Origin of the sequence: Streptomyces sp. NPDC050759, from assembly GCF_044456945.1 — a bacterium.
In the GTDB taxonomy this organism is placed as follows: Bacteria; Actinomycetota; Actinomycetes; order Streptomycetales; family Streptomycetaceae; genus Streptomyces.
In genome coordinates this window covers 61,037-84,797 of record NZ_JBITGI010000020.1, presented here as the reverse complement: position 1 = coordinate 84,797, position 23,761 = coordinate 61,037, and the positions used below count along the sequence as shown (strand labels likewise).

Annotated in this window: 19 protein-coding genes and 2 pseudogenes; 13 read left to right on the top strand and 8 right to left on the bottom strand. The window is 70.4% G+C overall.

The genetic code is table 11. The features are described from left to right. Positions 1-89: 89 nt before the first annotated feature. From ACIBJB_RS40135 to ACIBJB_RS40095, 9 genes and pseudogenes are all read left to right on the top strand, one after another. A pseudogene (locus tag ACIBJB_RS40135) lies at positions 90-878 on the top strand (TIGR03084 family metal-binding protein); the annotation flags it as partial. A gap of 137 nt (positions 879-1,015) precedes the next feature. Then, positions 1,016-2,683: an acyclic terpene utilization AtuA family protein gene (locus ACIBJB_RS40130; RefSeq protein WP_398938586.1), complete on the top strand. Its 1,668-nt coding sequence runs from the start codon at positions 1,016-1,018 to the stop codon at positions 2,681-2,683. Beyond that, on the top strand, positions 2,638-4,278 hold the full coding sequence (locus ACIBJB_RS40125) for an acyl-CoA carboxylase subunit beta (RefSeq protein WP_398938583.1): 1,641 nt from the start codon (positions 2,638-2,640) through the stop codon (positions 4,276-4,278). Before ACIBJB_RS40130 ends, ACIBJB_RS40125 begins: the two co-directional genes overlap by 46 nt. 12 nt (positions 4,279-4,290) lie before the next feature. Continuing rightward, positions 4,291-6,135 carry a biotin carboxylase N-terminal domain-containing protein gene (locus tag ACIBJB_RS40120; RefSeq protein WP_398938581.1) on the top strand — a complete coding sequence of 615 codons (1,845 nt, stop codon included), beginning with the start codon at positions 4,291-4,293 and terminating at the stop codon, positions 6,133-6,135. A 68-nt stretch (positions 6,136-6,203) separates the two neighbouring features. Further along, positions 6,204-7,334, top strand: coding sequence for an acyl-CoA dehydrogenase family protein (locus ACIBJB_RS40115; protein ID WP_398938579.1), 1,131 nt, complete (start codon positions 6,204-6,206; stop codon positions 7,332-7,334). A 17-nt stretch (positions 7,335-7,351) separates the two neighbouring features. Next, complete coding sequence (locus ACIBJB_RS40110; RefSeq protein ID WP_398938577.1) at positions 7,352-8,920, top strand: 4-coumarate--CoA ligase family protein; 1,569 nt, start codon at positions 7,352-7,354, stop codon at positions 8,918-8,920. Then, on the top strand, positions 8,917-9,651 hold the full coding sequence (locus ACIBJB_RS40105) for an enoyl-CoA hydratase family protein (RefSeq protein WP_398938575.1): 735 nt from the start codon (positions 8,917-8,919) through the stop codon (positions 9,649-9,651). The genes ACIBJB_RS40110 and ACIBJB_RS40105 overlap by 4 nt, the downstream gene beginning before the upstream one ends. Beyond that, on the top strand, positions 9,639-10,253 hold the full coding sequence (locus tag ACIBJB_RS40100) for a TetR/AcrR family transcriptional regulator (protein WP_398938573.1): 615 nt from the start codon (positions 9,639-9,641) through the stop codon (positions 10,251-10,253). Before ACIBJB_RS40105 ends, ACIBJB_RS40100 begins: the two co-directional genes overlap by 13 nt. Positions 10,254-10,449: 196 nt before the next feature. Next, the gene (locus ACIBJB_RS40095) at positions 10,450-10,923 is read left to right on the top strand and encodes an RICIN domain-containing protein (RefSeq protein ID WP_398938571.1); all 474 of its coding nucleotides are present in this window, start codon (positions 10,450-10,452) and stop codon (positions 10,921-10,923) included. A 74-nt stretch (positions 10,924-10,997) separates the two neighbouring features. On the opposite strand, the pseudogene ACIBJB_RS40090 reads toward ACIBJB_RS40095, so the two are convergent. Together ACIBJB_RS40090 and ACIBJB_RS40085 are read right to left on the bottom strand one after the other, a co-directional pair. Beyond that, a pseudogene (locus tag ACIBJB_RS40090) lies at positions 10,998-11,476 on the bottom strand (IS5 family transposase); the annotation flags it as partial. 193 nt (positions 11,477-11,669) lie between these two features. Then, a complete protein-coding gene (locus ACIBJB_RS40085; RefSeq protein ID WP_398938569.1) occupies positions 11,670-12,782 on the bottom strand; it encodes a citrate synthase 2 in 1,113 nt (370 codons plus the stop codon). 169 nt (positions 12,783-12,951) lie between these two features. Between ACIBJB_RS40085 and pdxH the strand changes: the two genes are divergently transcribed. After that, on the top strand, positions 12,952-13,581 hold the full coding sequence (gene pdxH / locus ACIBJB_RS40080; RefSeq protein ID WP_398938737.1) for a pyridoxamine 5'-phosphate oxidase: 630 nt from the start codon (positions 12,952-12,954) through the stop codon (positions 13,579-13,581). 60 nt (positions 13,582-13,641) lie between these two features. Here the strand turns inward: pdxH and ACIBJB_RS40075 are convergent, their stop codons facing one another. The 3 genes from ACIBJB_RS40075 to ACIBJB_RS40065 all read right to left on the bottom strand — a co-directional run bounded on the left by ACIBJB_RS40075 (position 13,642) and on the right by ACIBJB_RS40065 (position 16,025). Next, positions 13,642-15,054: a PAS domain-containing protein gene (locus ACIBJB_RS40075; RefSeq protein ID WP_398938567.1), complete on the bottom strand. Its 1,413-nt coding sequence runs from the start codon at positions 15,052-15,054 to the stop codon at positions 13,642-13,644. Positions 15,055-15,175: 121 nt separating this feature from the next. Beyond that, entirely contained in the window at positions 15,176-15,634 is a 459-nt protein-coding gene (locus ACIBJB_RS40070) for a GNAT family N-acetyltransferase (protein ID WP_398938735.1), read from the bottom strand. Then, positions 15,627-16,025 (bottom strand): RidA family protein, encoded by a 399-nt coding sequence (locus ACIBJB_RS40065; RefSeq protein WP_398938563.1) that lies wholly within the window; start codon positions 16,023-16,025, stop codon positions 15,627-15,629. Before ACIBJB_RS40065 ends, ACIBJB_RS40070 begins: the two co-directional genes overlap by 8 nt. A gap of 264 nt (positions 16,026-16,289) precedes the next feature. Here ACIBJB_RS40065 and iscB point away from each other — a divergent pair, with 264 nt between their 5' ends. Next, a complete protein-coding gene (iscB, locus tag ACIBJB_RS40060) occupies positions 16,290-17,921 on the top strand; it encodes an RNA-guided endonuclease IscB (protein ID WP_398938561.1) in 1,632 nt (543 codons plus the stop codon). 286 nt (positions 17,922-18,207) lie between these two features. Here the strand turns inward: iscB and ACIBJB_RS40055 are convergent, their stop codons facing one another. After that, the gene (locus ACIBJB_RS40055; protein WP_398938559.1) at positions 18,208-18,984 is read right to left on the bottom strand and encodes an SIS domain-containing protein; all 777 of its coding nucleotides are present in this window, start codon (positions 18,982-18,984) and stop codon (positions 18,208-18,210) included. Positions 18,985-19,189: 205 nt separating this feature from the next. On the opposite strand from ACIBJB_RS40055, the gene ACIBJB_RS40050 reads away from it, so the two are divergent. Together ACIBJB_RS40050 and ACIBJB_RS40045 are read left to right on the top strand one after the other, a co-directional pair. Then, on the top strand, positions 19,190-19,882 hold the full coding sequence (locus tag ACIBJB_RS40050; protein WP_057608532.1) for a metal-dependent transcriptional regulator: 693 nt from the start codon (positions 19,190-19,192) through the stop codon (positions 19,880-19,882). 544 nt (positions 19,883-20,426) lie between these two features. Further along, entirely contained in the window at positions 20,427-21,356 is a 930-nt protein-coding gene (locus tag ACIBJB_RS40045) for an alpha/beta fold hydrolase (RefSeq protein WP_398938557.1), read from the top strand. Between the two features lie 38 nt (positions 21,357-21,394). On the opposite strand, the gene ACIBJB_RS40040 is transcribed toward ACIBJB_RS40045, so the two are convergent. Both ACIBJB_RS40040 and ACIBJB_RS40035 read right to left on the bottom strand, forming a co-directional pair. Further along, a complete protein-coding gene (locus ACIBJB_RS40040) occupies positions 21,395-22,984 on the bottom strand; it encodes a transporter (RefSeq protein ID WP_398938555.1) in 1,590 nt (529 codons plus the stop codon). After that, the gene (locus tag ACIBJB_RS40035; protein ID WP_398938552.1) at positions 22,981-23,751 is read right to left on the bottom strand and encodes an ABC transporter ATP-binding protein; all 771 of its coding nucleotides are present in this window, start codon (positions 23,749-23,751) and stop codon (positions 22,981-22,983) included. Before ACIBJB_RS40035 ends, ACIBJB_RS40040 begins: the two co-directional genes overlap by 4 nt. Between the last annotated feature and the right edge of the window lie 10 nt (positions 23,752-23,761).

The following is a 23,761-nucleotide window of genomic DNA, read 5'->3' as shown; positions in this document are numbered from 1 at the left end:
GGAGTCTCCCTGGCTCACTCCGAGGTCGCAGAGAACAAATTAATGCAAGCGTGCTTGCTTGTTTCTGGGGTCGCTGCCATCCTCGCCCCATGGCAGACCCCACGCCCGTCATCGACGACCTGTTTGCGGAGAGCGAGGAGCTCGACCTGCTGGTAGCCGGATTGAGCCAGGAGCAGTGGTCGCTGCCGACCCCCGCCCCCGGCTGGACCGTCGCCCACCAGATCGCCCACCTCGCCTGGACCGACCACGCCTCCCTGCTCGCCGTCACCGACCAGGACGCCTTCTCCCGTCAGGTCGAGAAGGCGCTCGCCGCGCCCGGGGACTTCGTGGACGACGGCGCGGAAGAGGGCGCCCGAAAGCCTCCGGCACGACTGCTCGCCTACTGGCGGGCGGGACGCGAGGACCTGGCCGAGGCCCTGCGGAACGCCCCCGAGGGCGCCCGCTTCCCCTGGTACGGCCCGCCCATGTCCACCGCCTCCATGGCCACCGCCCGCCTCATGGAGACCTGGGCCCACGGCCTGGACGTGGCGGACGCGCTGGGGGTGACCCGTGAGGCGACCGACCGGATCCGGCACATCGTCCGCCTCGGCGTCCGCACCCGCGACTTCGCCTTCGGGGTGCACGGACTGACCCCGCCGTTCGAGGAGTTCCGCATCGAACTCACCGCACCTTCCGGTGAGTTGTGGACCTCCGGCCCCGAGAACGCCGGCGACCGCGTCACCGGCCCCGCCCTCGACCTCTGCCTCCTGGTCACCCAACGGGCCCACCGCGCCGACCTCGCCCTGCGCGCGGAGGGCGAGGACGCCGACCGGTGGCTCGACATCGCCCAGGCCTTCGCGGGCCCACCCGGCGCCGGACGCCCGGCAAAGGGAACGGCTTCCGGCGGTCCGGGGGAGGGAATGCCTCCCGGCGGCTCGAGGGAGGGGGCGCCTCCCGCCGACGCGGCGGAGGGGACGGCTTCCCGCGGCCCGGCGGAGGGAACGCCTCCCGGCGACCCGGCAGGGGGAGTTGCCGGATGACCCTGCGCATAGGCAACGCCTCCGGCTTCTACGGCGACCGCTTCGACGCGATGCGCGAGATGCTCACCGGCGGTGAACTCGACGTCCTCACCGGCGACTACCTCGCCGAGCTGACCATGCTCATCCTGGGCCGGGGCCGGCTCAAGGACCCCGACGGCGGTTACGCCCGCACCTTCCTGCGCCAGCTCGAGGAATCCCTCGGCCTCGCGCACGAGCGGCGCGTCCGGATCGTCACCAACGCGGGTGGCCTCAATCCCGCCGGACTCGCCGCCCGGATACGGGAGTTGGCGGACCGGCTCGGCCTGGACGTGAACGTCGCCCACGTCGAGGGCGACGACCTGACCGCCGAGCACCCCGGCAGCCTCGCCGCCCACGCCTACCTCGGCGGCTTCGGCATCGCGACCTGTCTGCGCGAGGGCGCGGACGTCGTCGTGACCGGCCGGGTGACGGACGCGGCCCTGGTCACCGGGCCCGCCGCCGCCCACTTCGGCTGGGGGCCGACGGACTACGACCGGCTCGCCGGAGCCGTCGTCGCCGGGCACGTCCTGGAGTGCGGGACACAGGCGACCGGCGGGAACTACGCCTTCTTCCACGAGGGAGACGTCCGCCGCCCCGGCTTCCCCCTCGCCGAACTCCACGAGGACGGCACCGCCGTCATCACCAAGCACCCCGGCACCGGCGGCTTCGTCGACGTCGGCACGGTGACGGCCCAGCTGCTGTACGAGACGCAGGGCGCCCGGTACGCGGGTCCCGACGTCACCGCACGCCTCGACACGGTCCGGCTCACCCAGGACGGCCCCGACCGCGTCCGGATCTCCGGCGTACGCGGCGAGGCCCCGCCCCCCACCCTCAAGGTCGGCCTCAACCGCCTCGGCGGCTTCCGCAACGAGGTCGCCTTCGTCCTGACCGGCCTCGACATCGAGGCCAAGGCCGCGCTGGTGCGGGAGCAGATGGAGCCACACCTGGCCAAGGTCACCGACGTGCGCTGGGACCTGGTCCGCACCGACCGCCCCGACGCCGGGACGGAGGAGACCGCGAGCGCCCTGCTGCGGCTGGTCGTCCGGGACCCCGACCAGGAGGCCGTCGGGCGGGCCCTCAGCGGAGCGGCCGTAGAACTGGCGCTCGCGAGCTACCCCGGATTCCATGTGCTGGCGCCACCGGGGAAGGGCTCGCCCTATGGGGTCTTCGAGGATGTGTACGTCCCCCATGGGGCCGTGGACCATGTGGCCGTCCTCCACGACGGGCGACGGATCCATGTGACACCGGCCCAGGAGACCGCCGTACTCGAAAACCCACCGGTACCGCCCCTGCCCGAGCCCCTATCGGCCGGCCCGACCCGGCGGGCCCCCCTCGGCCTCGTCGCCGGCGCCCGCAGCGGCGACAAGGGCGGCAACGCCAACATCGGGGTCTGGACCCGGACGGACGAGGCCTGGCGGTGGCTCGCCCACACCCTCACCGTCGACCGTCTCCGTGAACTCCTCCCGGAAACAGCGGAGTTGCCCGTCACCCGCCACGACCTCCCCCACCTCCGCGCCCTCAACTTCGTCGTCGGGGGCATCCTCGGCGAGGGCGTCGCCGCCCAGCACCGCTTCGACCCGCAGGCCAAGGCCCTCGGCGAATGGCTGCGCTCCCGCCACCTGGACATCCCGGAGGCCCTGCTGTGACCGTCATCGACTCCGGCCTGGACACGGCAGGTTCGGACTACCGCGACAACCGCGAGGCCATGCTCGCCAAGCTGGAACAGCTGACCGCCGAGCACGCGAAGGCTCTAGCGGGCGGCGGAGAGAAGTACGTCGAGCGGCACCGGGGCCGCGGCAAGCTGCTCGCCCGCGAGCGCATCGAACTGCTCCTCGACCCGGACACGCCCTTCCTCGAGCTGTCGCCGCTCGCCGCCTGGGGCAGCGAGTACACGGTCGGCGCCTCCCTCGTCACCGGCATCGGGGTCGTCGCGGGCGTGGAGTGCCTGATCACCGCGAACGACCCGACCGTGCGCGGCGGCGCCAGCAACCCCTGGTCGCTGAAGAAGGCCCTGCGCGCCAACGACATCGCCCTCGCCAACCGGCTGCCCTGCATCAGCCTCGTGGAGTCGGGCGGCGCGGACCTCCCCTCCCAGAAGGAGATCTTCATCCCCGGGGGTGCCATCTTCCGGGACCTGACCAGGCTGTCGGCCGCCGGAATCCCCACCCTCGCCGTCGTCTTCGGCAACTCCACGGCCGGCGGCGCCTACGTCCCCGGAATGTCCGACCACGTGATCATGGTCAAGGAGCGGGCCAAGGTGTTCCTCGGCGGCCCGCCCCTCGTCAAGATGGCCACCGGCGAGGAGAGCGACGACGAGTCCCTCGGCGGCGCCGAGATGCACGCACGCGTGTCGGGCCTCGCGGACTACTTCGCCGTGGACGAGCAGGACGCGCTCCGGCAGGCCCGGCGGGTCGTGGCCCGCCTCAACCACCGCAAGGCGTACGGTGATCCGGGCCCCGCAGCACCCCCCAAGTACGACGCCGACGAGCTCCTCGGCATCGTCCCCGGCGACCTCCGAACCCCCTTCGACCCGCGCGAGGTGATCGCCCGGATCGTCGACGCCTCCGACTTCGACGAGTTCAAGCCGCTGTACGGGACGAGCCTGGTGACGGGGTGGGCGGCGCTCCACGGATACCCGGTCGGCGTGCTGGCGAACGCCCAAGGGGTCCTGTTCTCCGAGGAGTCCCAGAAGGCGGCCCAGTTCATCCAGCTGGCCAACCAGCGCGACATCCCGCTGCTCTTCCTGCACAACACCACCGGCTACATGGTCGGCAGGGAGTACGAGCAGGGCGGCATCATCAAGCACGGCGCGATGATGATCAACGCGGTGAGCAACTCGAAGGTCCCGCACCTCTCCGTCCTGATGGGTGCCTCCTACGGGGCCGGCCACTACGGCATGTGCGGCCGCGCCCACGACCCCCGCTTCCTCTTCGCCTGGCCCAGCGCCAAGTCGGCCGTCATGGGCCCTCAGCAGCTCGCGGGCGTGCTCTCCATCGTCGCCCGCCAGTCGGCGGCCGCGAAGGGACTGCCGTACGACGAAGAGGGCGACGCCGCCCTGCGCGCCATGGTGGAGCAGCAGATCGAGTCCGAGTCGCTGCCCATGTTCCTGTCCGGGCGGCTCTACGACGACGGCGTCATCGACCCCCGCGACACCCGGACGGTACTGGGGATGTGCCTGTCCGCGATCCACACCGCGCCCTACGAGGGCGCACGTGGCGGCTTCGGCGTCTTCCGGATGTGAGGAAACCCTTCAGTGATCACTTCTGTGCTCGTCGCCAACCGGGGCGAGATCGCCTGCCGGATCTTCCGCACCTGTGGTGAGTTGGGAATCCGAACCTTCGCGGTGCACTCGGACCCGGACGCGAACGCCCTCCACACGCGCGTGGCGGACGCGGCCGTACGACTCCCGGGAGCGGCCCCCGCCGACACCTACCTGCGCGCCGACCTGATCGTGAAGGCGGCGATCGCCTCCGGTGCCGACGCCGTGCACCCCGGCTACGGCTTCCTCTCCGAGAACGCCGACTTCGCGCGGGCGGTCCTGGACGCGGGCCTGGTCTGGATCGGCCCGCCGCCGTCCGCGATCGAGGCGATGGCGTCCAAGACACGGGCCAAGGAACTGATGGGCCTCGCGCCCCTCACGGACGTGACGCCGGCCGATCTGCCGGTGCTGGTGAAGGCGGCCGCGGGCGGCGGAGGCCGCGGAATGCGCGTCGTCCGCCGCATCGAGGACCTGGCCGCCGCCCTGGAGAGCGCACGCGCCGAGGCCGCGAGCGCCTTCGGCGACGGCGAGGTCTTCGTCGAGCCGTACGTCGAGGACGGCCGCCACGTCGAGGTCCAGATCCTCGCCGACACCCACGGCACGGTGTGGGCCCTGGGCACCCGCGACTGCTCCCTCCAGCGCCGCCACCAGAAGGTGATCGAGGAGGCCCCGGCCCCCGGACTCCCGGACGACCTCAGGGAGGAACTGCACGAGCTGGCGGTACGAGCCGCGCGCGCGGTGGACTACGTGGGCGCGGGCACGGTCGAGTTCCTGGTCTCCGGCACCCGGGCGCACTTCCTGGAGATGAACACCCGCCTCCAGGTCGAACACCCGGTGACGGAGGCGGTGTTCGGCATCGACCTGGTGGCGGAACAGATCCGCGTCGCCGAAGGGGCCCCGCTGCCCGACGAGCCCCCACGCGCGCGTGGCCACGCCGTCGAAGCGCGCCTCTACGCCGAGGACCCCGCGCGGGACTGGACCCCCCAGACCGGCACCCTGCACCACCTGTCGCTCCCCCCGTCCGTCCGCCTGGACACGGGCTACGAGAGCGGCGACGACATCGGCGTCCACTACGACCCGATGCTCGCGAAGGTCGTCGCGCACGCCCCCACGCGCGCGGAGGCGGTCCGCAAACTGGCGGGCGCCCTGGAAAGGGCGACGATCCACGGCCCGACGACGAACCGGGACCTGCTGGTGAACTCCCTGCGCCACAAGGAGTTCACGACGGCCCGCATGGACACGGGCTTCTACGACCGTCACCTGCCCGCCCTAACGGAGCCGCACTCCGACCCGTACGCCCCCCTGGCGGCGGCCCTCGCGGACGCGGTCGGCCACTCCCGCTTCGGAGGCTTCCGCAACCTGCCCTCGGCCCCGCAGACGAAGCGGTACGCGATGGCGGGCGAGGAGCACGAGGTCCACTACCGCCACACGAGGCAGGGCGGCCTGGAGGCGGACGGGGTGCGCGTGCTCCACGCGGACGCGGGCCGGGTCGTACTCGAAGTGGAGGGTGTGCGGCGGACGTTCGAGGTGGCGAGGTACGGCGACCAGGTGTACGTCAACGGGGCAACTCTGACGGCACTGCCCCGCTTCCCCGACCCCACCACGCAACACGCCCCGGGCTCCCTCCTGGCTCCTATGCCGGGAACGGTGGTCCGCATCGCCGAGGGCTTGGCCGAGGGAGCCGCAGTAGAGGCCGGAGAGCCTTTGGTGTGGCTGGAGGCAATGAAGATGGAACACAAGATCACGGCACCGCACACAGGAACGCTCAGCGAACTGAATGCAGTTGTCGGCCAGCAAGTAACGGTCGGCTCTCTATTGGCGGTAGTCGAACCCACGTAGGGGCGCGGGGCTGCGTCAATTTGCGGCTACCGCCGCGCGGGCGCGCCCAGCCCCCACGAAGGAGCCACATGCCCACGACCGAAACCCACGAGCACAAGTCCCTACGAGAAGCAGTAGCCGCCCTCGGCAAACGCCACGGCCGCGACTTCAACCGAGAAGAACTCTGGTCCGAGGCAGCCAAACTCGGCTACCTGGGAGTCAACCTCCCCGAGGCATACGGAGGAGGCGGCGGCGGCATCGCCGAACTCTCCATCGTCCTCGAGGAGCTGGGCGCAGCCGGCTGCCCCCTCCTCATGATGGTCGTGTCTCCAGCCATCTGCGGCACAGTGATCGCCCGCTTCGGCACCGAGGAACAGAAGCGAGAGTGGCTCCCCGCCCTCGCCGACGGCACCCGCACCATGGCCTTCGGCATCACCGAGCCGGACGCCGGCTCCAACTCCCACCGCATCACCACCACGGCCCACCGCGACGGAGCCGACTGGCTGCTCACCGGCCGCAAGGTCTTCATCTCCGGTGTGGACATAGCCGACGCCACCCTTATTGTCGGCCGCACCGAAGACTCCCGCACCGGCCGCCTCAAGCCCTGCCTCTTCATCGTCCCCCGGGACGCCCCCGGCTTCACCCGCCGCCAGATCGACATGGAACTCCAGGCGGCGGAAAAGCAGTTCGAGCTGACCCTCGACGACGTACGCCTCCCCGCCGAGGCCCTCGTGGGAGACGAGGACGCGGGCCTCCTCCAGCTCTTCGCCGGCCTCAACCCCGAACGCATCATGACGGCCGCCTTCGCGATCGGCATGGGCCGCTACGCCCTCTCCCAGGCGATCACCTACGCCAGGGACCGCACGGTCTGGAACACCCCCATCGGCGCCCACCAGGCCATCGCCCACCCCCTCGCCCAGGCCCACATCGACCTCGAACTGGCCCGCCTGATGATGCAGAAGGCCGCGTACCTCTACGACGCGGGAGACGACGTGGCCGCGGGAGAGGCCGCCAACATGGCGAAGTACGCCGCGGGGGAGGCCTGTGTGAAGGCGGTGGACCAGGCGGTCCACACCCTCGGCGGCAACGGCCTCACCCGGGAGTTCGGGCTCGCCTCGTTGATAACGGCCGCGCGCGTGGCTCGTATCGCACCGGTGAGCAGGGAGATGATTCTCAACTACGTCTCCCACCAGACCCTGGGCCTGCCCAAGTCGTACTAGCCCGCCTTGGAGGAACCGTGTTCCGCAGCGAGTACGCAGACGTCCCACCCGTCGAACTCCCCATCCACGACGCGGTCCTCGCCCGCGCCCCCGAGTTCGGTGACGCGCCCGCCCTGATCGACGGAACCGACGGGGCCACCCTCACCTACGGACAGCTCGACCGGTTCCACCGCCGGGTCGCCGCCGGTCTCGCGGAGGCGGGCGTCGCCAAGGGTGACGTGCTCGCGCTGCACAGCCCCAACACGATCGCCTTCCCGGCCGCGTTCTACGCCGCCACGCGCGCGGGTGCCTCCGTCACGACCGTGCACCCGCTCTCCACCCCGGAGGAGTTCGCCAAGCAGCTCAGTGACTCCGCGGCCCGCTGGATCGTCACCGTCTCCCCACTCCTGGAGACGGCACGGCGTGCCGCCGAACTCGCCGGCGGGGTACGGGAGATCTTCGTCTGCGACAGCGCGCCCGGCCACCGCTCCCTGACCGACATGCTGTCCTCGACGGCCCCCGAGCCGGACCTCGCCATCGACCCGGTCACGGACGTGGCGGCACTGCCGTACTCCTCGGGCACCACCGGCACCCCCAAGGGCGTGATGCTCACCCACCGGCAGATCGCCACCAACCTCGCCCAGCTCGAACCGCTGATGGGGGCCGGCCCCGATGACCGCATCCTGGCGGTTCTTCCCTTTTTTCACATTTACGGCCTCACGGCCCTCATGAACGCACCCCTGCGCCTCGGCGCCTCCGTCGTCGTCCTGCCCCGCTTCGACCTGGAGACCTTCCTCGCCGCGATCCAGAACCACCGCATCACCGGCCTGTACGTGGCCCCGCCGATCGTCCTCGCCCTCGCCAAGCACCCCTTGGTCGAGCACTACGACCTGTCGTCCCTGCGCTACATCGTCAGCGCCGCCGCCCCCCTGGACGCCCGGCTCGCCGCCGCCTGTTCGGCCCGGCTCGGCCTGCCGCCCGTCGGCCAGGCCTACGGCATGACCGAACTCTCGCCCGGCACCCACGTCGTCCCCCTGTCCGCCATGCACGAGGCACCCCCGGGAACGGTGGGCAAGCTCATCGCCGGCACCGAGATGCGGATCGTCTCCCTCGACGACCCCGACAAGGACCTCGACATCGGCGAACCCGGCGAGATCCTGATCCGCGGCCCGCAGATCATGAAGGGCTACCTCGGCCGCCCCGACGACACCGCCGCGATGATCGACCCCGACGGCTGGCTGCACACCGGCGACATCGGCCACGTCGACGCCGACGGCTGGCTGTTCGTCGTCGACCGGGTCAAGGAGCTGATCAAGTACAAGGGCTTCCAGGTGGCCCCAGCCGAACTGGAGGCCCTCCTGCTCACCCACCCCGGCATCGCCGACGCGGCCGTCATCGGCACCTACAACGACGACGGCAACGAGGTCCCGCACGCCTTCGTCGTCCGTCAGCCGACCGCCACCGGGCTCTCCGAGGGCGAGGTCATGATGTACGTCGCCGAGCGCGTCGCCCCCTACAAACGCGTCCGCCAGGTCACCTTCATCGACGCGGTGCCCCGGGCCGCCTCCGGCAAGATCCTCCGACGACAGCTCAGGGAGCGCGCATGACACTGATCGGCCGCACACGCGCGCGTGGCATCGAAACCCTCACCCTCGACTCCCCGCACAACCGCAACGCCCTCTCGGCGGCGCTCGTGGGGGAGCTGGCCTCCAGCCTGGCGGATTGCGCCAAGGACGACGCCGTACGCGCGATCGCCCTCACCCACACCGGCAACACCTTCTCCGCGGGCGCCGATCTGAAGGACCCCCCGGACCCGGCCGCCCTGGTGGGGCTCCTGCGGCAGATCGTGGAACTCGGCAAACCGGTCGTCGCACGCGTCACCGGCCACGTCCGCGCGGGCGGCCTCGGCCTCCTCGCCGCCTGCGACATCGCGGCCGCGTCCACGGAGTCGACCTTCGCCTTCACCGAGGTACGCATCGGGGTGGCCCCCGCGGTCATCTCACTGACGCTGCTGCCCCGCACCGACCCCCGCGCCCTCGCCCGCCACTACCTCACCGGCGAGCGCTTCGACGCCGCCGAGGCGGCCCGCATCGGCCTGGTCACGACGGCGGGCGACGACGTGGACGCCGTACTCGAACCGATCCTGGACGGTCTGCGCCGGGCCGCCCCCGAGGCCCTGGCCGAGACGAAACGGCTGCTCACGGCTAGGGTGCTGGAGACCTTCGACCGGGACGCGGCCCACCTGACCGCGCTCTCGGCCCGGCTGTTCGCCTCACCGCACGCGCGCGAGGGCATGACGGCCTTCCTGGAACGACGGGATCCCTCATGGCTGGTGTGACCACGATCGGCGACCGCGCCGAACGCGTACCCAAGCAGGACCGCAGCCGGGCCACCCGGCAGCGCCTCCTCGAAGCCGCCGTGGCCTGCCTCGCCGAACACGGCTGGGCCGGCTCCACCGTCACCGTCGTCGCCGAACGCGCCGGCGTCTCCCGAGGCGCCGCCCAGCACCACTTCCCCACGCGGGAGGACCTCTTCACCGCAGCGGTCGAATACGTGGCGGAGGAGCGCTCCACAGCCCTGCGCGCCCTGTTCCCGCAGGGCGCGGCACAAGACCGCCGCGCGGTGATCTCAGCCCTCGTGGACCTCTACACCGGCCCGCTGTTCCGCGCCGCCCTCCACCTCTGGGTCGCCGCCTCCAACGAGGAACAACTGCGCCCCCAGGTCACCGAACTGGAGGCCCGCGTAGGCCGCGAGACCCACCGCATCGCCGTGGACCTGCTCGGCGCGGACGAGTCCCGCCCCGGAGTCCGCGAAACGGTCCAGGGACTCCTGGACATGGCAAGAGGCCTGGGCCTGGCCAACCTCCTCACCGACGACGCGGCCAGACGCGACCGTGTGGTGGCGCAGTGGACGGTCCTGCTGAACGAGGCTCTGGCCTAGAACTGGCCTAGAGGTGTCTCTTTGATGGGTTGGTCAGTTGATCGGATGTGTCTGATCGGCCCAGCGCCGTCCCCGGGACCGGATCGGCCGGCAAGAGCCGCTCGATCAGGGGGTTTTCCCCATTTTTCAGGCATAGGCGGTGGTGTTCGGGAATCCTGTCGAGGTACCTCTGAAAGCCACTGCAAGGAGACCCCCAGTGCGCCGCCCGCCCCGGAAAGCCTTCGCCGCCCTCATCGCCGCAGCCACCCTCGCCCTCCCCCTCCTCACCCCCACACCCGCCTCGGCTGCCACCACCACCAGCCACTTCGCGAACTACCGCTACGGTGACTGCCTGCGCGAGATGGACGAAACCGGCCTCAAGGGCGACCGCTGCAACAGCGGACGCGGCAGCATCCTGTGGCATTGGAACGGCCGCCTCAACACCAGCACCACTCTTAAGAACTACACTTGGGACCGCTGCCTCGACAGCAATGACCGGGGCGACGTCTACCCCCTGCGCTGTAACGGCGGCTCATACCAGAAATGGCGCACCGTCCAGCCCGCCGCCCGCAGCGCCGTCATGCTCCAAAGCGTCGGCACGGGCCGCTGCCTCTACCAGCAGGACGACGGCTACTACCGCACTGCCCGCTGCGACCGAGGCGCCCAGAACCAGCGCTTCACCATCGGCTGAACGGCTCTCTCGACCGCTTCAAGATGCCGCCGTGCGAGCAGCTCTTCCTTGACGCGAGGCCGGAAGGCGGTCCGGTGGCGGCGGATCGCGCGGGATGAGTACGCGCGATCCGCCAGGACCATGATGGGGCGAGTCCGGGGCCGGCCGGGGCCCGTCCTGGGCACCCGGATGCGGGCCATGACCGTCTCGAAAGCGGGCGCGTCACCGGCCTGCCCCGCGGTGACGGCCAGAGCCAGGGGCCGTGCATGACTGTCTGCGGTCAGGTGGATCTTTGTGCTCAGCCCGCCGCGGGAGCGTCCGAGTGCGTGATCGGGTGGCTCGTTACGGCCCGCGGCCCCCCTTTTGAGTGCTCCCGCGGCGGGCTGGTGGGCCCGGACGACGGTGGAGTCGACCGATACGGTCCAGCCGATGTCGTCGACGGCCCACCTGATCAGCCGCTTGTGGGCCGCTGGGACGAGCCGAGCTCCTCGGGGAGGTCCCGCCAGGGCGAGTTGGTGCGGTACATCCACGCGATGGCCTCGAGCGTGCCGCGGTGACCGGCCCAGCGCCGTCCCGGGCTCTAGGGCCTGTCCGGCGGATCATGCCGACGTCGCGGGGTCTGGCACGCGCATCTGCGGCGTTGTCGTCGGTTGCCGACGCTCCGCGTCGACGCCCTCCTCCGCCTTGCAGCTGCACGCACCAGACCCCGCTCACCTGCACGGATCAGGCACCGTTGCTTGCAGTCGGCCTGATCCGCCGGACAGGCCCTAGTCGGCGATGTCCCCGAACCCCTCGATGTCCCGCGGATCCCGCGCCGAGGGCCCCACATACCGCGCCGAAGGCCGCACCAGCCGCCCCGTCCGCTTCTGCTCGAGAATGTGCGCCGACCACCCCGCCGTACGCGCACACGTGAACATCGACGTGAACATGTGCGCCGGCACCTCCGCGAAGTCGAGCACGATGGCCGCCCAGAACTCCACGTTCGTGGCCAGCACCCGGTCCGGCCGCCGCGCATGCAACTCCGCCAGCGCCGCCTTCTCCAGCGCCTCCGCGATCTCGAACCGCGGCGCCCCCAGCTCCCGCGCGGTACGACGCAACACACGCGCGCGGGGATCCTCGGCCCGGTACACCCGGTGCCCGAACCCCATCAGCCGCTCACCCCGGTCCAGCGCCTGCCTGACGTACGCCTCCGCGTCCCCCGTCCGCTCGATCTCCTCGATCATCCCGAGCACCCGCGAGGGCGCCCCGCCGTGCAGCGGCCCGGACATGGCACCCACCGCCCCCGAGAGCGCGGCGGCGACATCGGCCCCCGTGGAGGCGATCACGCGCGCGGTGAACGTCGACGCGTTCATCCCGTGCTCCGCGGCCGACGTCCAGTAGGCGTCCACCGCGGCCACATGCTTGGGATCCGGCTCCCCCCGCCAGCGGATCATGAACCGCTCGACGACCGACTGCGCCTTGTCGATCTCCCGCTGCGGCACCATCGGCAGCCCCTGCCCACGCGCGGACTGCGCGACGTACGACAGAGCCATCACGGCAGCCCGGGCGAGGTCGGCACGCGCCTGCCCGGCATCGATGTCGAGCAGCGGCTTGAGCCCCCACACCGGGGCGAGCATGGCGAGCGCCGACTGGACGTCCACACGGATGTCCCCGGAGTGCACCGGGATCGGGAACGGCTCGGCGGGCGGCAGACCCGGATTGAAGGCGCCGTCGACCAACAGCCCCCACACGTTGCCGAACGAGACATGACCGACCAGATCCTCGATGTCGACGCCCCGGTACCGCAGCGCGCCGCCCTCCTTGTCCGGTTCGGCGATCTCCGTCTCGAACGCGATGACTCCTTCGAGGCCAGGGACAAAGCCGGGGTCGAAGTCGGACATCAGGCGGCTCCTCATGATGTGGACGACGGATGACTTCACGATATCCCCGAGTGCCACCTTTGGGGAGCCTCCGCGGCACTCAGTGCCACCATCGGTGGGCGAGTCATCCGTACGGCAAGATGACCGCGTGACCGAAGCAGCAGACGCCGCCGCCCCGGACCCCGCCTCCATGCGCCGGCAGTACCGCATGGAAGGTCTCGCCGAGACCGACCTCGCCGCCACCCCCGTCGAACAGTTCGCGCGCTGGTTCAAGCAGGCGGCCACCGAGGCGCACCTCTTCGAGCCCAACGCCATGGTCGTCTCCACCGCCGACGCCGAGGGCCGCCCCAGCTCCCGCACGGTGCTCCTCAAGCAGTTCGACGAACAGGGCTTCGTCTTCTACACGAACTACGACTCCCGCAAGGCGAAAGACCTCGCACAGAACCCGTACGTCTGCCTGCTCTTCCCCTGGCACCCCATGGGCCGCCAGGTCATCGTCACCGGCCTCGCCCGCCGCACCGGCCGCGACGAGACCGCCGCCTACTTCCGCACCCGCCCCCACGGCTCCCAGCTCGGCGCCTGGGCCAGCGCCCAGTCCTCCGTCATCGACACACGCGACCAGGTCGACACCGCCTACGCCGAACTCGCCGCCCGCTACCCCGAGGGCGCACAGGTCCCGGTCCCCCCGAACTGGGGCGGCTTCCGAGTCGCGCCGGAGACCATCGAGTTCTGGCAGGGCCGCGAAAACCGCCTCCACGACCGGCTGAGGTACGTGACGGAGCCGGACGGGAGCTGGCGGGTGGAGCGGCTTAGCCCCTGAAGAAGCGGCTCAGCCCCTGAAGAAGCGGCTCAGCGCCTGAGGAAGCAGCTCAAGGCAGCCCTACGCCCGCCCCACCACCCCACCCAGATCCAGCGCCGCAGCGATCCGGACCGCCACGTCCTCCGCGTACACCGCGTCGCCCCGCTCGAACTGTCCCCTCCCGGACCCCCGCAGGAACGTCACCACGCCCAGCGTCCGCCCCCGGCTCCGCAGCACCGCGCACAACGCGTGCACCACATCCGGGGGCCACTGCCGGGCCTCGGCCCACTCACGGGCCCGTTCACCCGACACCGACCCCACACTCGCCCGCACCGAACCGATCCGGTCCACGCACTGCAGCGCCGGATGTCCCTCGCCGTACCGCACGGGCAACCCAGCCTTGCCCGACGCCTGCAGACTCGGCCCGGGCGCCCCGGAGGGCGTCGCGGCGACCCGTACGAGACGTACCGGATCCGTCTCCTCGCCGTCGGCCACCGCGCCCCCGGCGACCCGGTCGATCAGCGCGTGGTCGGCGAACCCGGCGAGGGCGAAGTCCAGGTGTACGACGGCGGCCTCGACCGGATCCTCGCACTCCGCGGCCGCCCGGGCCGCCCGGTGCAGCTGATTCGTCCGGAACCGCAGCAGCGACGCCTCCTGCTCGCTCTGCTTGGCCTCGGTGACGTCCTGGAACAGCCAGCCGACGCCCAACGGCACCGGCTCCTCCGCGAGCGGCGAGGACAGCCGTACGAACCCGCAGCGCCAGCAGCGCCGCTTCTCGCCGTCCGGAGTCCGCACTCCCACCCAGATCTCGGCCGGCGCCGGTGGCGCGCCCTCGGCCAGCACATGCGTGAGCGCGCTCTCCAGCTCCTCCACGCCCTGCGCGAGGAGCTCCCCGAGGGGCCGCCCCAGCACGGACGTACGCCCGATCCCCAGCGACCGGGCCGCGTGCGCGTTGACCACCGCGGGCCGCAGATCTGCGTCGACGAGCACGACACCCCACGAGGCGTCCTCGAACAGGGCCTCGCTCAGCGCGATCGACCGCTCCAGATCGATCTGCGTGTGCACCTCACTGAAGGCGCAGTACACCCCGGCCGGCTTCCCGTCGGGCCCGCGTACTGCCGCGGACTGGGTGCGTACGAGCACCCGGCCGCCGTCCTTGGTCAGCAGCGCGAACTCGTGCACCTGCCGCCCGGGCGACTGCATGGCGGACATCAGCCGCGCCTCGACCTCCTCGGCGTCCGCCCGCCGTACCGCCCACCCGGCGAACCCGTGCCGCCCCACGGCCTCGGCCGCGGTCCAGCCGAGGATCCGCTCCGCCTCACGATTCCAATGGGTGACGACACCGTCCGCGTCGAAGGCACACAGTGCCGCGTCCATCCCGTCGAGGAGCGCGGCGAGCAGGTCCGAGCCGCCGTCCGATCCCTCCGGACCGTCCGGCCCGGGCCCGTCCGGACCCAGCTCGTCGGTGGTCCCACTACGCCGGGAAGCACTCACCTGGACCCCCTGCCGGCTGCTTCACTCACTAACAATCATTCAACTCGAACGTGACGCAGCACACACCTGGTTCCCGCAAGATTGAAGGAATCGTTGTACGCCGGAAACGCTCCGAATCCCCTTAAACAGGCTTCCGGTCCGGCTCCAGCCGCAGGTCGATCCACTCGTCGCTCTCGCCGTCCAGCACGTACCGGTCGACCTCGACGAACCCGCGCGCCAGCGCGAACCGCACTCCGTCCCCATTGACGGTCAGCACACATGTCTCGATCACCCTGGCGCCGAGCACACGCGCATGATCAAGACCCTTCTCGTACAGAGCCGCCCCGAAACCCCGCCCCCGGTAATCGGGCAGCACGCGCGCGATGACGGTCGCCACGGCGTCGTCTCCGTCCGGCGGCCGCACCGTCGAGCACCCCACGAGCGTGTCCCCGAGATACGCGTTCTCCAGCCGATACCGCCGGCCACGCTCGCGTACGCCCTCGGCGCTCATGGCAGCCGGCGGAACAATCACGTTGTGCACATACCGCCACTGCTCGAGCATGCCGTCCCCTACGACGGGCTCGATCCGCAGATCAGTCACGGTCACCACTTCCCCTTCGCGCGTCCACCTCTATCTCGATCTTCATCCGGGGATCGGCGAGGCCGCACACGAGCATCGTGGCGGCCGGCCGGACATCGCCGAAGTGGCGGCGCAGGACCGGCCAGCAGGGCTCGAAGTCGTCCCGATCGGGCAACAGGTAGCGCACCCGCACCACATCCGCCAAGGTGCACCCCGCCTCGGCCAGCGCGGCCCCGATGTTCCAGAGACACTGCTCGGCCTGCTCCACCACGTCGTCCGAGATCGTCATCGCGGCATAGTCGAACCCGGTCGTCCCGGACACATGCACCCGGTCCCCGTCGACCACGGCGCGCGCGTACCCGATCCGTTCCTCGAAGGAGGAACCGCTCGTGATCGCTCGTCGAGTTGTCATGCACGGAACGCTAATCGCTGTCACGCCCTCCTGGCGGACAAGTCGGCTTGACGAGATCCCCTAACAGGTGGATCGACTACGCGTTCGGCTGTTTGCGATCTTTCGCACTGATGAGTGCCTTCTGGTGATTCAACAGATCGGCTGGCACTTGATCACTAACGTTGCAGGCGCACCGAAGAGGGGAGGTCACTCGCTCCCCAACCGCACGGTTGTCGAGTGACCAGCCCCAGTCATCGCGATCCGCAAGATCAGGGAGGTGCCCCGATGACTACGTTCCCCGCAGGCGAGCAGACCCACCAGGCTGTGCTTCCTCAGCAGCCTGCTCTGGAATCCGTGAGAGTAGACACCCCTGGGAGCAGGGACGAAACGGCTCACGGACACCCCGCCACCGCGCGGGGCACCGGCCGGGAACATGGGCGAGGGGAGACCGACGGGCGCAGCACCAGGCCCCGTCGGCGTCACGCCAAGAGCGCTGCCACGGCAGCGGAGGCGGCAGAGAACGGAAGCGGTGACGCTTCCCCGCACAACCCGTCATACGCAGGCGGCATCGGCGCGAGCAGGGTTTTCGTGCTGTCCAAGGAGGGAGACCCCCTCATGCCCTGCCATCCGGCCAGAGCCCGCGAACTCCTGGGCAAGGGAAGGGCTGTCGTCGCTCGACAAGTGCCGTTCACCATCCGCCTGAAGGACCGCGCACGCGCTGAATCCGAGGTCGATGGCGTCCAGTTACGTATCGATCCCGGCTCCAAGGGCACCGGTCTCGCCCTCACCGACGAGAAGAAAGAAATCGATGAGCACGGCGCCGTCGTCACCGTCAGACGCGGCCTCGTAGCGCTCGAACTCCAGCACCGCGGCGACCAGATCCACCGATCCATGCAACAGCGAGCCGGCTACCGACACCGCCGACGCTCCGGCAACTGCCGCTACCGAAAACCCCGCTCAAACAACCGAACACGCCCCACCGGCTGGCTACCACCCTCCCGGCGCCACCGCGTCGACACCACCTACTCCCAGGCCGCCCGCCTCTGCCGCTACGCACCCGTCACCGACATCCACATCGAACGCGTAGCCTTCGACACCCACGCCATGAGTGAGGGAAGAGCCCTCACCGCAAGCGAATACCAACAGGGCACACTCGCCGGAACCGAAGCCCGCGCCTACCTACGCGCACAGTGGAACAACGCCTGCGCCTACTGCGGCATTACTGGCGTGCCCTTGAACATCGACCACGTCAGCCCCCGCAGCCGAGGCGGCTCCAACCGCATCTCCAACCTCGTCCTCGCCTGCGCCCCCTGCAACCAGGCCAAGAACAACACCCCTGTCGAGATCTTCCTCGCCGACCAGCCCGACCGGCTCGCGAAGATCGTCCGACAGCTCAGAACGCCACTCCAGGACGCCGCAGCCATGAACGCGACCCGATGGCAGCTCACGGAGAGACTCAGCGACCTCGGCAAGCCTGTTCACGCCTGGTCAGGTGGCCGTACCAAATGGAACCGCAGCGCCATGGGGCTGCCGAAGACGCACACCTTGGACGCGCTGTCCGTCGGGCGTCTGGACCATGAGAGCGGCGATGCCATCGTGCGGTATCCCGGGCAGGTGCTCGTCGTCAGAGCGACAGGACGTGGGTCGTACGCCCGCACCACTCCGGACCGCTTCGGATTTCCGCGTCTTCGCCGAGCCCGTGCCAAACAGCACTTCGGGTACGTGACCGGCGATCTCGTACGGGCCGATGTCCCGACGGGCAAGTGGGCAGGCGCCTGGACCGGCCGCATCTCCGTGCGTGCCAGGGGACAGCACAGCATGACGACGCCGGAAGGCCGTATCAACGTTTCCCACTGGAATCTGAAGCTGCTGCAGCGGGGTGACGGATACGGCTACAGCACCCGCCCGGAGCCGTAGGAGTCGACATCTCGAAAAATTGGTTGATCGCCGCCGGAACGCTTCCTAGTGTGTGGCTTACGCGAGAAAGGAGGTGATCCGGTACATGAATGAAACCCGGACTAGCGAGGTGGCTGCGGGCTAGCGCCCGTCACCCACTGAGTGCGGTGCCGGACCCGCGTGCACGAGATGCACGCAGCCGGCCAATTCAACGCAGTCACCCGACCCGCGAGCTCGCCGGTACGTCCGGCCGGCTCCCTCGCCGCAAGGCGGAGGGACCAGAGCTCGCGGGTCGTCTGCGTTCTGTTTACTGCCGGTAGAAGATCCGGTCCCCGTACTCCTCGAACACCCGCTCGTTCCACTCAAGACCGCCGTCCACGTTGCCCGACCGCAGCAGTGGCGGCTCGATCCCCCGTTCCGCCAGTGCTCCCGCCGCCGTGGCCATAACCGCCTGGAGCAGTGCCGAGGTCACGACCGTGGAGGCGGGGGCGAAGGGGGCCGGGATGGTGTCCAGGGAGAGTTCCGCGTCGCCGACGGCGATCTTGGAGTCGAGGACGACGTCGCAGTGGTCCTTGAGGAAGGTGCCGGAGCTGTGGCGGGGCTTCGTCTCCGTCGTGTAGGCGACCGACGTGACGCCGATGACCTTCACGCCCAGTGAGCGCGCGGTCAGGGCCATTTCCACGGGGAGGGCGTTGCGGCCGGAGAGGGAGATGATCACGAGGGCGTCGCCCGCGCGGAGGGGCGAGCAGTTCAGGACGGCGCTCGCGAGGCCGTCGACGCGTTCGAGGGCGGAGCCGAGGGTGGCCGGCATGACGTCGACGCCGACGGCTCCCGGGACGGTGAGCAGGTTCATGAGGGCGAGTCCGCCGGCGCGGTAGACGAGGTCCTGTGCGGCGAGTGAGGAGTGTCCGGCGCCGAAGGCGAAGAGGCGGCCTCCGTTGGCGACGGTGTCGGCGAGGAGTTCACCGGCTGTCGCGACGGACTCGGCCTCTTCGTCCCGGACCCGTTGGAGCAGTTCGATCGCGGCGTCGAGGAACTGTCCGGACAGCTTGCCGTCAGCGTTCGCGGAGCCCGTCTCGCCCATGAGTCGTCCAACCCTTCGTCGCCGTGTCGCGGATCACCGTGCGGTCTGGACCAGTGGGATGTCAATACGGCCGCGCGCCTGGTCGTAACCGCTTGGTTTCAACGGCGCGGCACGCTTGTCAGTGGTATCCGGCAGAATTGATGTCAGGGCCAGCGCACGAGCCGGGAAGCTGTCGTGCTTCCGGCGATCTCATCAAGGGGCACGTATGTCCGGACTGATCGACACTACGGAGATGTATCTCCGCACCATCCTCGAGCTGGAGGAGGAAGGTGTGGTCCCCATGCGCGCCCGGATCGCCGAGCGGCTCGACCAGAGTGGGCCGACGGTCAGCCAGACCGTGGCGCGGATGGAGCGGGACGGGCTGGTGTCGGTCGCCAGTGACCGGCATCTGGAGCTGACGGACGAGGGCCGGCGGCTGGCCACGCGTGTGATGCGCAAGCACCGGTTGGCGGAGTGCCTGTTGGTGGATGTGATCGGCCTGGAGTGGGAGCAGGTCCATGCGGAGGCGTGTCGCTGGGAGCATGTGATGAGTGAGGCGGTGGAGCGTCGGGTGCTGGAGCTGTTGCGTCATCCCACCGAGTCGCCGTACGGCAATCCGATCCCGGGTCTGGAGGAGCTGGGTGAGAAGGACGGTGCCGATCCGTTCCTGGACGAGGGCATGGTGTCGCTGGCCGAGCTGGACCCGGGTCTCGACGGCAAGACGGTCGTCGTACGCCGTATCGGTGAGCCGATTCAGACGGACGCGCAGTTGATGTACACGTTGCGTCGGGCGGGTGTGCAGCCCGGTTCGGTGGTGAGTGTGACGGAGTCGGCGGGCGGGGTGCTGGTGGGCAGCGGTGGCGAGGCCGCGGAGCTGGAGTCGGATGTTGCCTCGCATGTGTTCGTGGCCAAGCGCTGACGGCGGCCGGGGGGTTCAATTGCCGGGAGCTGTGGGGCAGTTGTGGCTTTGCTGGGTCTCTTCCCGGGGGCTGTCGGGTCCAGGATTCGCTGTGCGGAATCGCAGCGCTGTGACGCTTCCCGTGCGAGGCTGTCGCGTGGGGCATATGACCTGAGGGGGCGGGCGGATGTGCCGTAGGCGTATGGATGGCCCCGGCACCTTTCGGTGCCGGGGCCGGTCCTCCCCTGTGTTGACCCGGAGCCCCGAGCTCTCAGGGTCGTTCCCCTCGGACCGATTTCCCCGAGCGGTCCGCCTCCCGCTGAAGATCTCCCCTCGGCGGCGGCGATCATTCCTTGAGTGCGGTCACTCGAACGAGGGGTGTTGCCGCGCCGAGGGCGCATCTTCGAATGTGTATTCGATAGTCTGCGAGTGACGGGACGCACGGGACGTGCGCTGCAGAGATGTACAGCACAACGACAGACAGGACAGGCACGGCAGTCAGGACACGGTTCACAGGGCGGCTCGAGCGGGAGTGGGCGGTCCGGGCGGAGCTAGGGGGGTGCCAATGGCGCGGCGTATCGACGTGACCGGGGCGGGCGGCGTACGTCTTGCGGCCTGGGAGTTCGGGGACCCTCCCAAGACCGACCCGACCGATCCGACCGATCCGACGGATCCGGCGAGGGGGCTCCCGCAGGCCCCGGAGAAACGATCACCCGGGGTGCTGTTACTCCACGGCCTGATGGGCCGAGCCTCGCACTGGGCGTCGACCGCCCGCTGGCTCTCCGAGCGCTACCGTGCCATCGCGCTCGACCAGCGCGGTCACGGCCAGAGCGACAAGCCCCCTCGGGCCGCTTTCACCCGTGACGCGTACGTCGAGGACGCCGAGGCGGCCCTCGAACAGCTCGACCTCGCCCCGACCGTCCTCATCGGCCACGCGATGGGCGCCCTCACCGCCTGGCAGCTCGCCGCGCGTCGACCCGACCTGGTCCGCGGAGTGATCATCTGCGACATGCGGGCCTCCGCGCTCGGCGCCGCCTCGCAGCGGGAGTGGGGCGAGTGGTTCAAGGCCTGGCCCGTCCCCTTCGCCACGCTCGCCGACGTACGCAAGTGGTTCGGCGAGGACGACCCCTGGGTGGAGCGGCCCAACCCGGCGCGCGGCGAGTTCTACGCCGAGGTGATGGCCGAGTCTCCCGACGGCTGGCGCCCCGTCTTCGAGCCCGAGCAGATGCTGTCGTCCCGCGAGACCTGGGTCTACGACGCCCACTGGGAGGAACTCACCCAGGTCAGGTGCCCCGCCCTGGTCGTCCGCGGCCTCGACGGCGAACTGGGCCGCGCCGAGGCCCAGGAGATGGTCCGCGTCCTGCCCCGCGGCGAGTACGCCGAGGTCGCCGACGCCGGCCACCTCGTCCACTACGACCAGCCGGAGGCATGGCGGGCCGCCATAGAGCCCTTCCTGGACGGTTTGGACGGCCTGGACGCCCCGGTCAACGACTGACGGGCCTGCGCGGCCCCCGGACCCGGACCACGGCCCGGTCAGCCCTTGCTGACCGCCACCAGGATCTCCGGAAGTTGGCGGGCCGTTCGTGGGGCCGCCAGGCGTAGGCCCGCCAGTGTGATCACGGTGCCGTACACCGCGCCGACCGGCAGCAGTATCCAGCTCCACTCGTCGCCGTCCGCGCTGAGGTTGGCCCAGATCGTCAGGGCGATCACGGGAGCGCACAGCAGGGCGGCCGAGACCATCCCCCCGACGACGGCGGCAGCGGCGAGACCGGACTGTCCCGGGGCCACGTTCTTGTAGCCCTCCTGCGGGATCGAGTACGGAAAGCGCGCCGACGTCCACGCCCCGGTCGCCAGCATCGCCCCGAGCAGCGCGAAGGACACGCCGAGCACCTCGGGGAGCTTCGGCCAGTCGTCGATCAGCGCGGTCGTCAGCACCGTGACGAGGGTGGCGTACGGCAATGTGATCACCAGCAGCGCCAGCGCCCGCCCCCGCAGTTCGACATAGGCGTCCCGCGTCGAGGAGATGGTCATCGCGACCATCCAGAACGCGGAGGTGTCCTGCCCGAACTGGTTGTACATCTGCACGCCGAGCATGCCCGCGGCGAAGCACGAGAAATAGATGGACCCCGTGCCCTGCACCGCGTTGAACACCGGCACGATCAGCCCGATGGCCAGCGAGGTCACCCACGCGGCCTTGGTCTTGGGATCGCGCCACACATAGCGCAGGCTGCGTTCCATGACGGTGCCGGTGCGGCCGGCCGGCAGCAGCCGGGCGAGCCCCGTCGAGTTCCGCTCACGGGCGGCACCTTGGGAGGAGGGGAGGGTGGAGCCGTCGGGGGAGGTCATCAACCGGGTCAGATGGCGGGACCAGAGGGCGAGCAGGCCGGTCAACGCGGCCACCGAGAGAGCCAGTTGGAGGGTCGCGATCCCGTACGACCCCTCGCTCGCCGAGTCGACCGCTCCGATCGCCGAGGCGGGCGGGATCCACTTCAGCACCTCGGCGGGCCCGTCCAGCTGCCCCAGTCCGCCCGAGCCGAGCCGCTGCGCGCCGAAGTTCACCACCTGCGCGCCGACCGCGATGACCAGTCCGCTCAGCACCGCCAGATCGCGGCCCTTGCGGCTGGTCAGCAGCCGGATGTTGGCCACGGCGACGGCCCGCGCGAGGGCCACGCAGACCAGCAGCGCGAGCACGACACCGAGCACGGCGAAGACGTACGCCATCGCGCCGTGCGCGACGGAGACGACGGATCCCACCAGCATGCAGAGCGTGAACACCGGCCCGATGCCGACCAGCGAGGCCACCAGCAGCGCCCGTACGAGGGGCCGGGGCCGCAGCGGCAGCATCACCAGGCGGGTGGGGTCGAGGGTTTCGTCTCCGCCGGGGAAGAACAGCGGCATCACGGCCCAGCCGACCGTCAGCACGGCGACCAGCGGGACGACGACGGAGGCGGCGTGCTCGTCGCCGCGCAGGGCGATGAGGCCGAGCAGCTGGAGGACGGAGATGAGGAGTACGGCGACGGCCGAGGCGATGTAGGCGGCCCGCCGCCCGCCGGACTGCCGCAGGCCGTTCCTGAGCAGCGACAGCTTCAGCCGTACGACGACCGGGGTGATGTCTCCCGTCATCGGGCCCCGCCGCCCAGCCAGTCGAGGTTCGCGCCGGTGTCCTGCCCCTGTGCGCCGACCAGTTCGAGGAACGCCCGTTGCAGGGAGGGCGCGCCGCCGCGCACCTCGTCGAGCGGCCCGTGGGCGCGGATGCGCCCGGCGGCCATGACGGCCACCCAGTCGCACAGGGACTCCACGAGCTCCATCACATGCGAGGAGAAGACGACGGTGGCGCCGGAGGAGGTGTACCGCTCGAGGACGCCCCGGATGGTCTGTGCGGAGACGGGGTCGACGCCCTCGAACGGCTCGTCGAGAAAGAGCACTTCGGGGTTGTGGAGGAGGGCCGCCGCGAGCCCGATTTTCTTCCGCATGCCGGTCGAGTAGTCGACGACCAGTTTGTGCTGGGCCCCGGCCAGATCGAGTACGTCGAGCAGCTGAGCGGCCCGCCGGTCGACCTCGGCCCCGGGCAGCCCCCGCAACCGGCCGGAATAGGCGAGCAGTTCACGGCCGGACAGCCGCTCGAACAGCCGCAGTCCCTCGGGCAGGACCCCGATCCGCGCCTTGACGTTCACCGGGTCCCGCCAGACGTCCTGCCCGACGATCTCGACCGACCCCTGATCGGGGCGGAGCAGCCCGGTGACCATGGAGAGCGTGGTGGTCTTGCCGGCTCCGTTGGGCCCGACAAGCCCGATGAACTTCCCGGCAGGCAGTTCGAGATCAATCCCGGCGACAGCGACCTGCTGCCCGAACCGCTTCCAGAGCCCACGCACACTCACAGCCGACGTCATGAACGCCAAC

Excerpts from the sequence above, each read along its gene's own strand:
- ACIBJB_RS40035 (WP_398938552.1), bottom strand. The coding sequence starts at position 23,751 with ATGACGTCGGCTGTGAGTGTGCGTGGGCTCTGGAAGCGGTTCGGGCAG.
- ACIBJB_RS40065 (WP_398938563.1), bottom strand. The coding sequence starts at position 16,025 with ATGACAACTCGACGAGCGATCACGAGCGGTTCCTCCTTCGAGGAACGG.
- iscB (WP_398938561.1), top strand. The coding sequence starts at position 16,290 with ATGACTACGTTCCCCGCAGGCGAGCAGACCCACCAGGCTGTGCTTCCT.
- ACIBJB_RS40125 (WP_398938583.1), top strand. The coding sequence starts at position 2,638 with ATGGCTGCGCTCCCGCCACCTGGACATCCCGGAGGCCCTGCTGTGACC.
- ACIBJB_RS40100 (WP_398938573.1), top strand. The coding sequence starts at position 9,639 with ATGGCTGGTGTGACCACGATCGGCGACCGCGCCGAACGCGTACCCAAG.
- ACIBJB_RS40115 (WP_398938579.1), top strand. The coding sequence starts at position 6,204 with ATGCCCACGACCGAAACCCACGAGCACAAGTCCCTACGAGAAGCAGTA.
- ACIBJB_RS40045 (WP_398938557.1), top strand. The coding sequence starts at position 20,427 with ATGGCGCGGCGTATCGACGTGACCGGGGCGGGCGGCGTACGTCTTGCG.
- ACIBJB_RS40050 (WP_057608532.1), top strand. The coding sequence starts at position 19,190 with ATGTCCGGACTGATCGACACTACGGAGATGTATCTCCGCACCATCCTC.
- ACIBJB_RS40130 (WP_398938586.1), top strand. The coding sequence starts at position 1,016 with ATGACCCTGCGCATAGGCAACGCCTCCGGCTTCTACGGCGACCGCTTC.
- pdxH (WP_398938737.1), top strand. The coding sequence starts at position 12,952 with ATGCGCCGGCAGTACCGCATGGAAGGTCTCGCCGAGACCGACCTCGCC.
- ACIBJB_RS40085 (WP_398938569.1), bottom strand. The coding sequence starts at position 12,782 with ATGTCCGACTTCGACCCCGGCTTTGTCCCTGGCCTCGAAGGAGTCATC.
- ACIBJB_RS40105 (WP_398938575.1), top strand. The coding sequence starts at position 8,917 with ATGACACTGATCGGCCGCACACGCGCGCGTGGCATCGAAACCCTCACC.
- ACIBJB_RS40055 (WP_398938559.1), bottom strand. The coding sequence starts at position 18,984 with ATGGGCGAGACGGGCTCCGCGAACGCTGACGGCAAGCTGTCCGGACAG.
- ACIBJB_RS40040 (WP_398938555.1), bottom strand. The coding sequence starts at position 22,984 with ATGACGGGAGACATCACCCCGGTCGTCGTACGGCTGAAGCTGTCGCTG.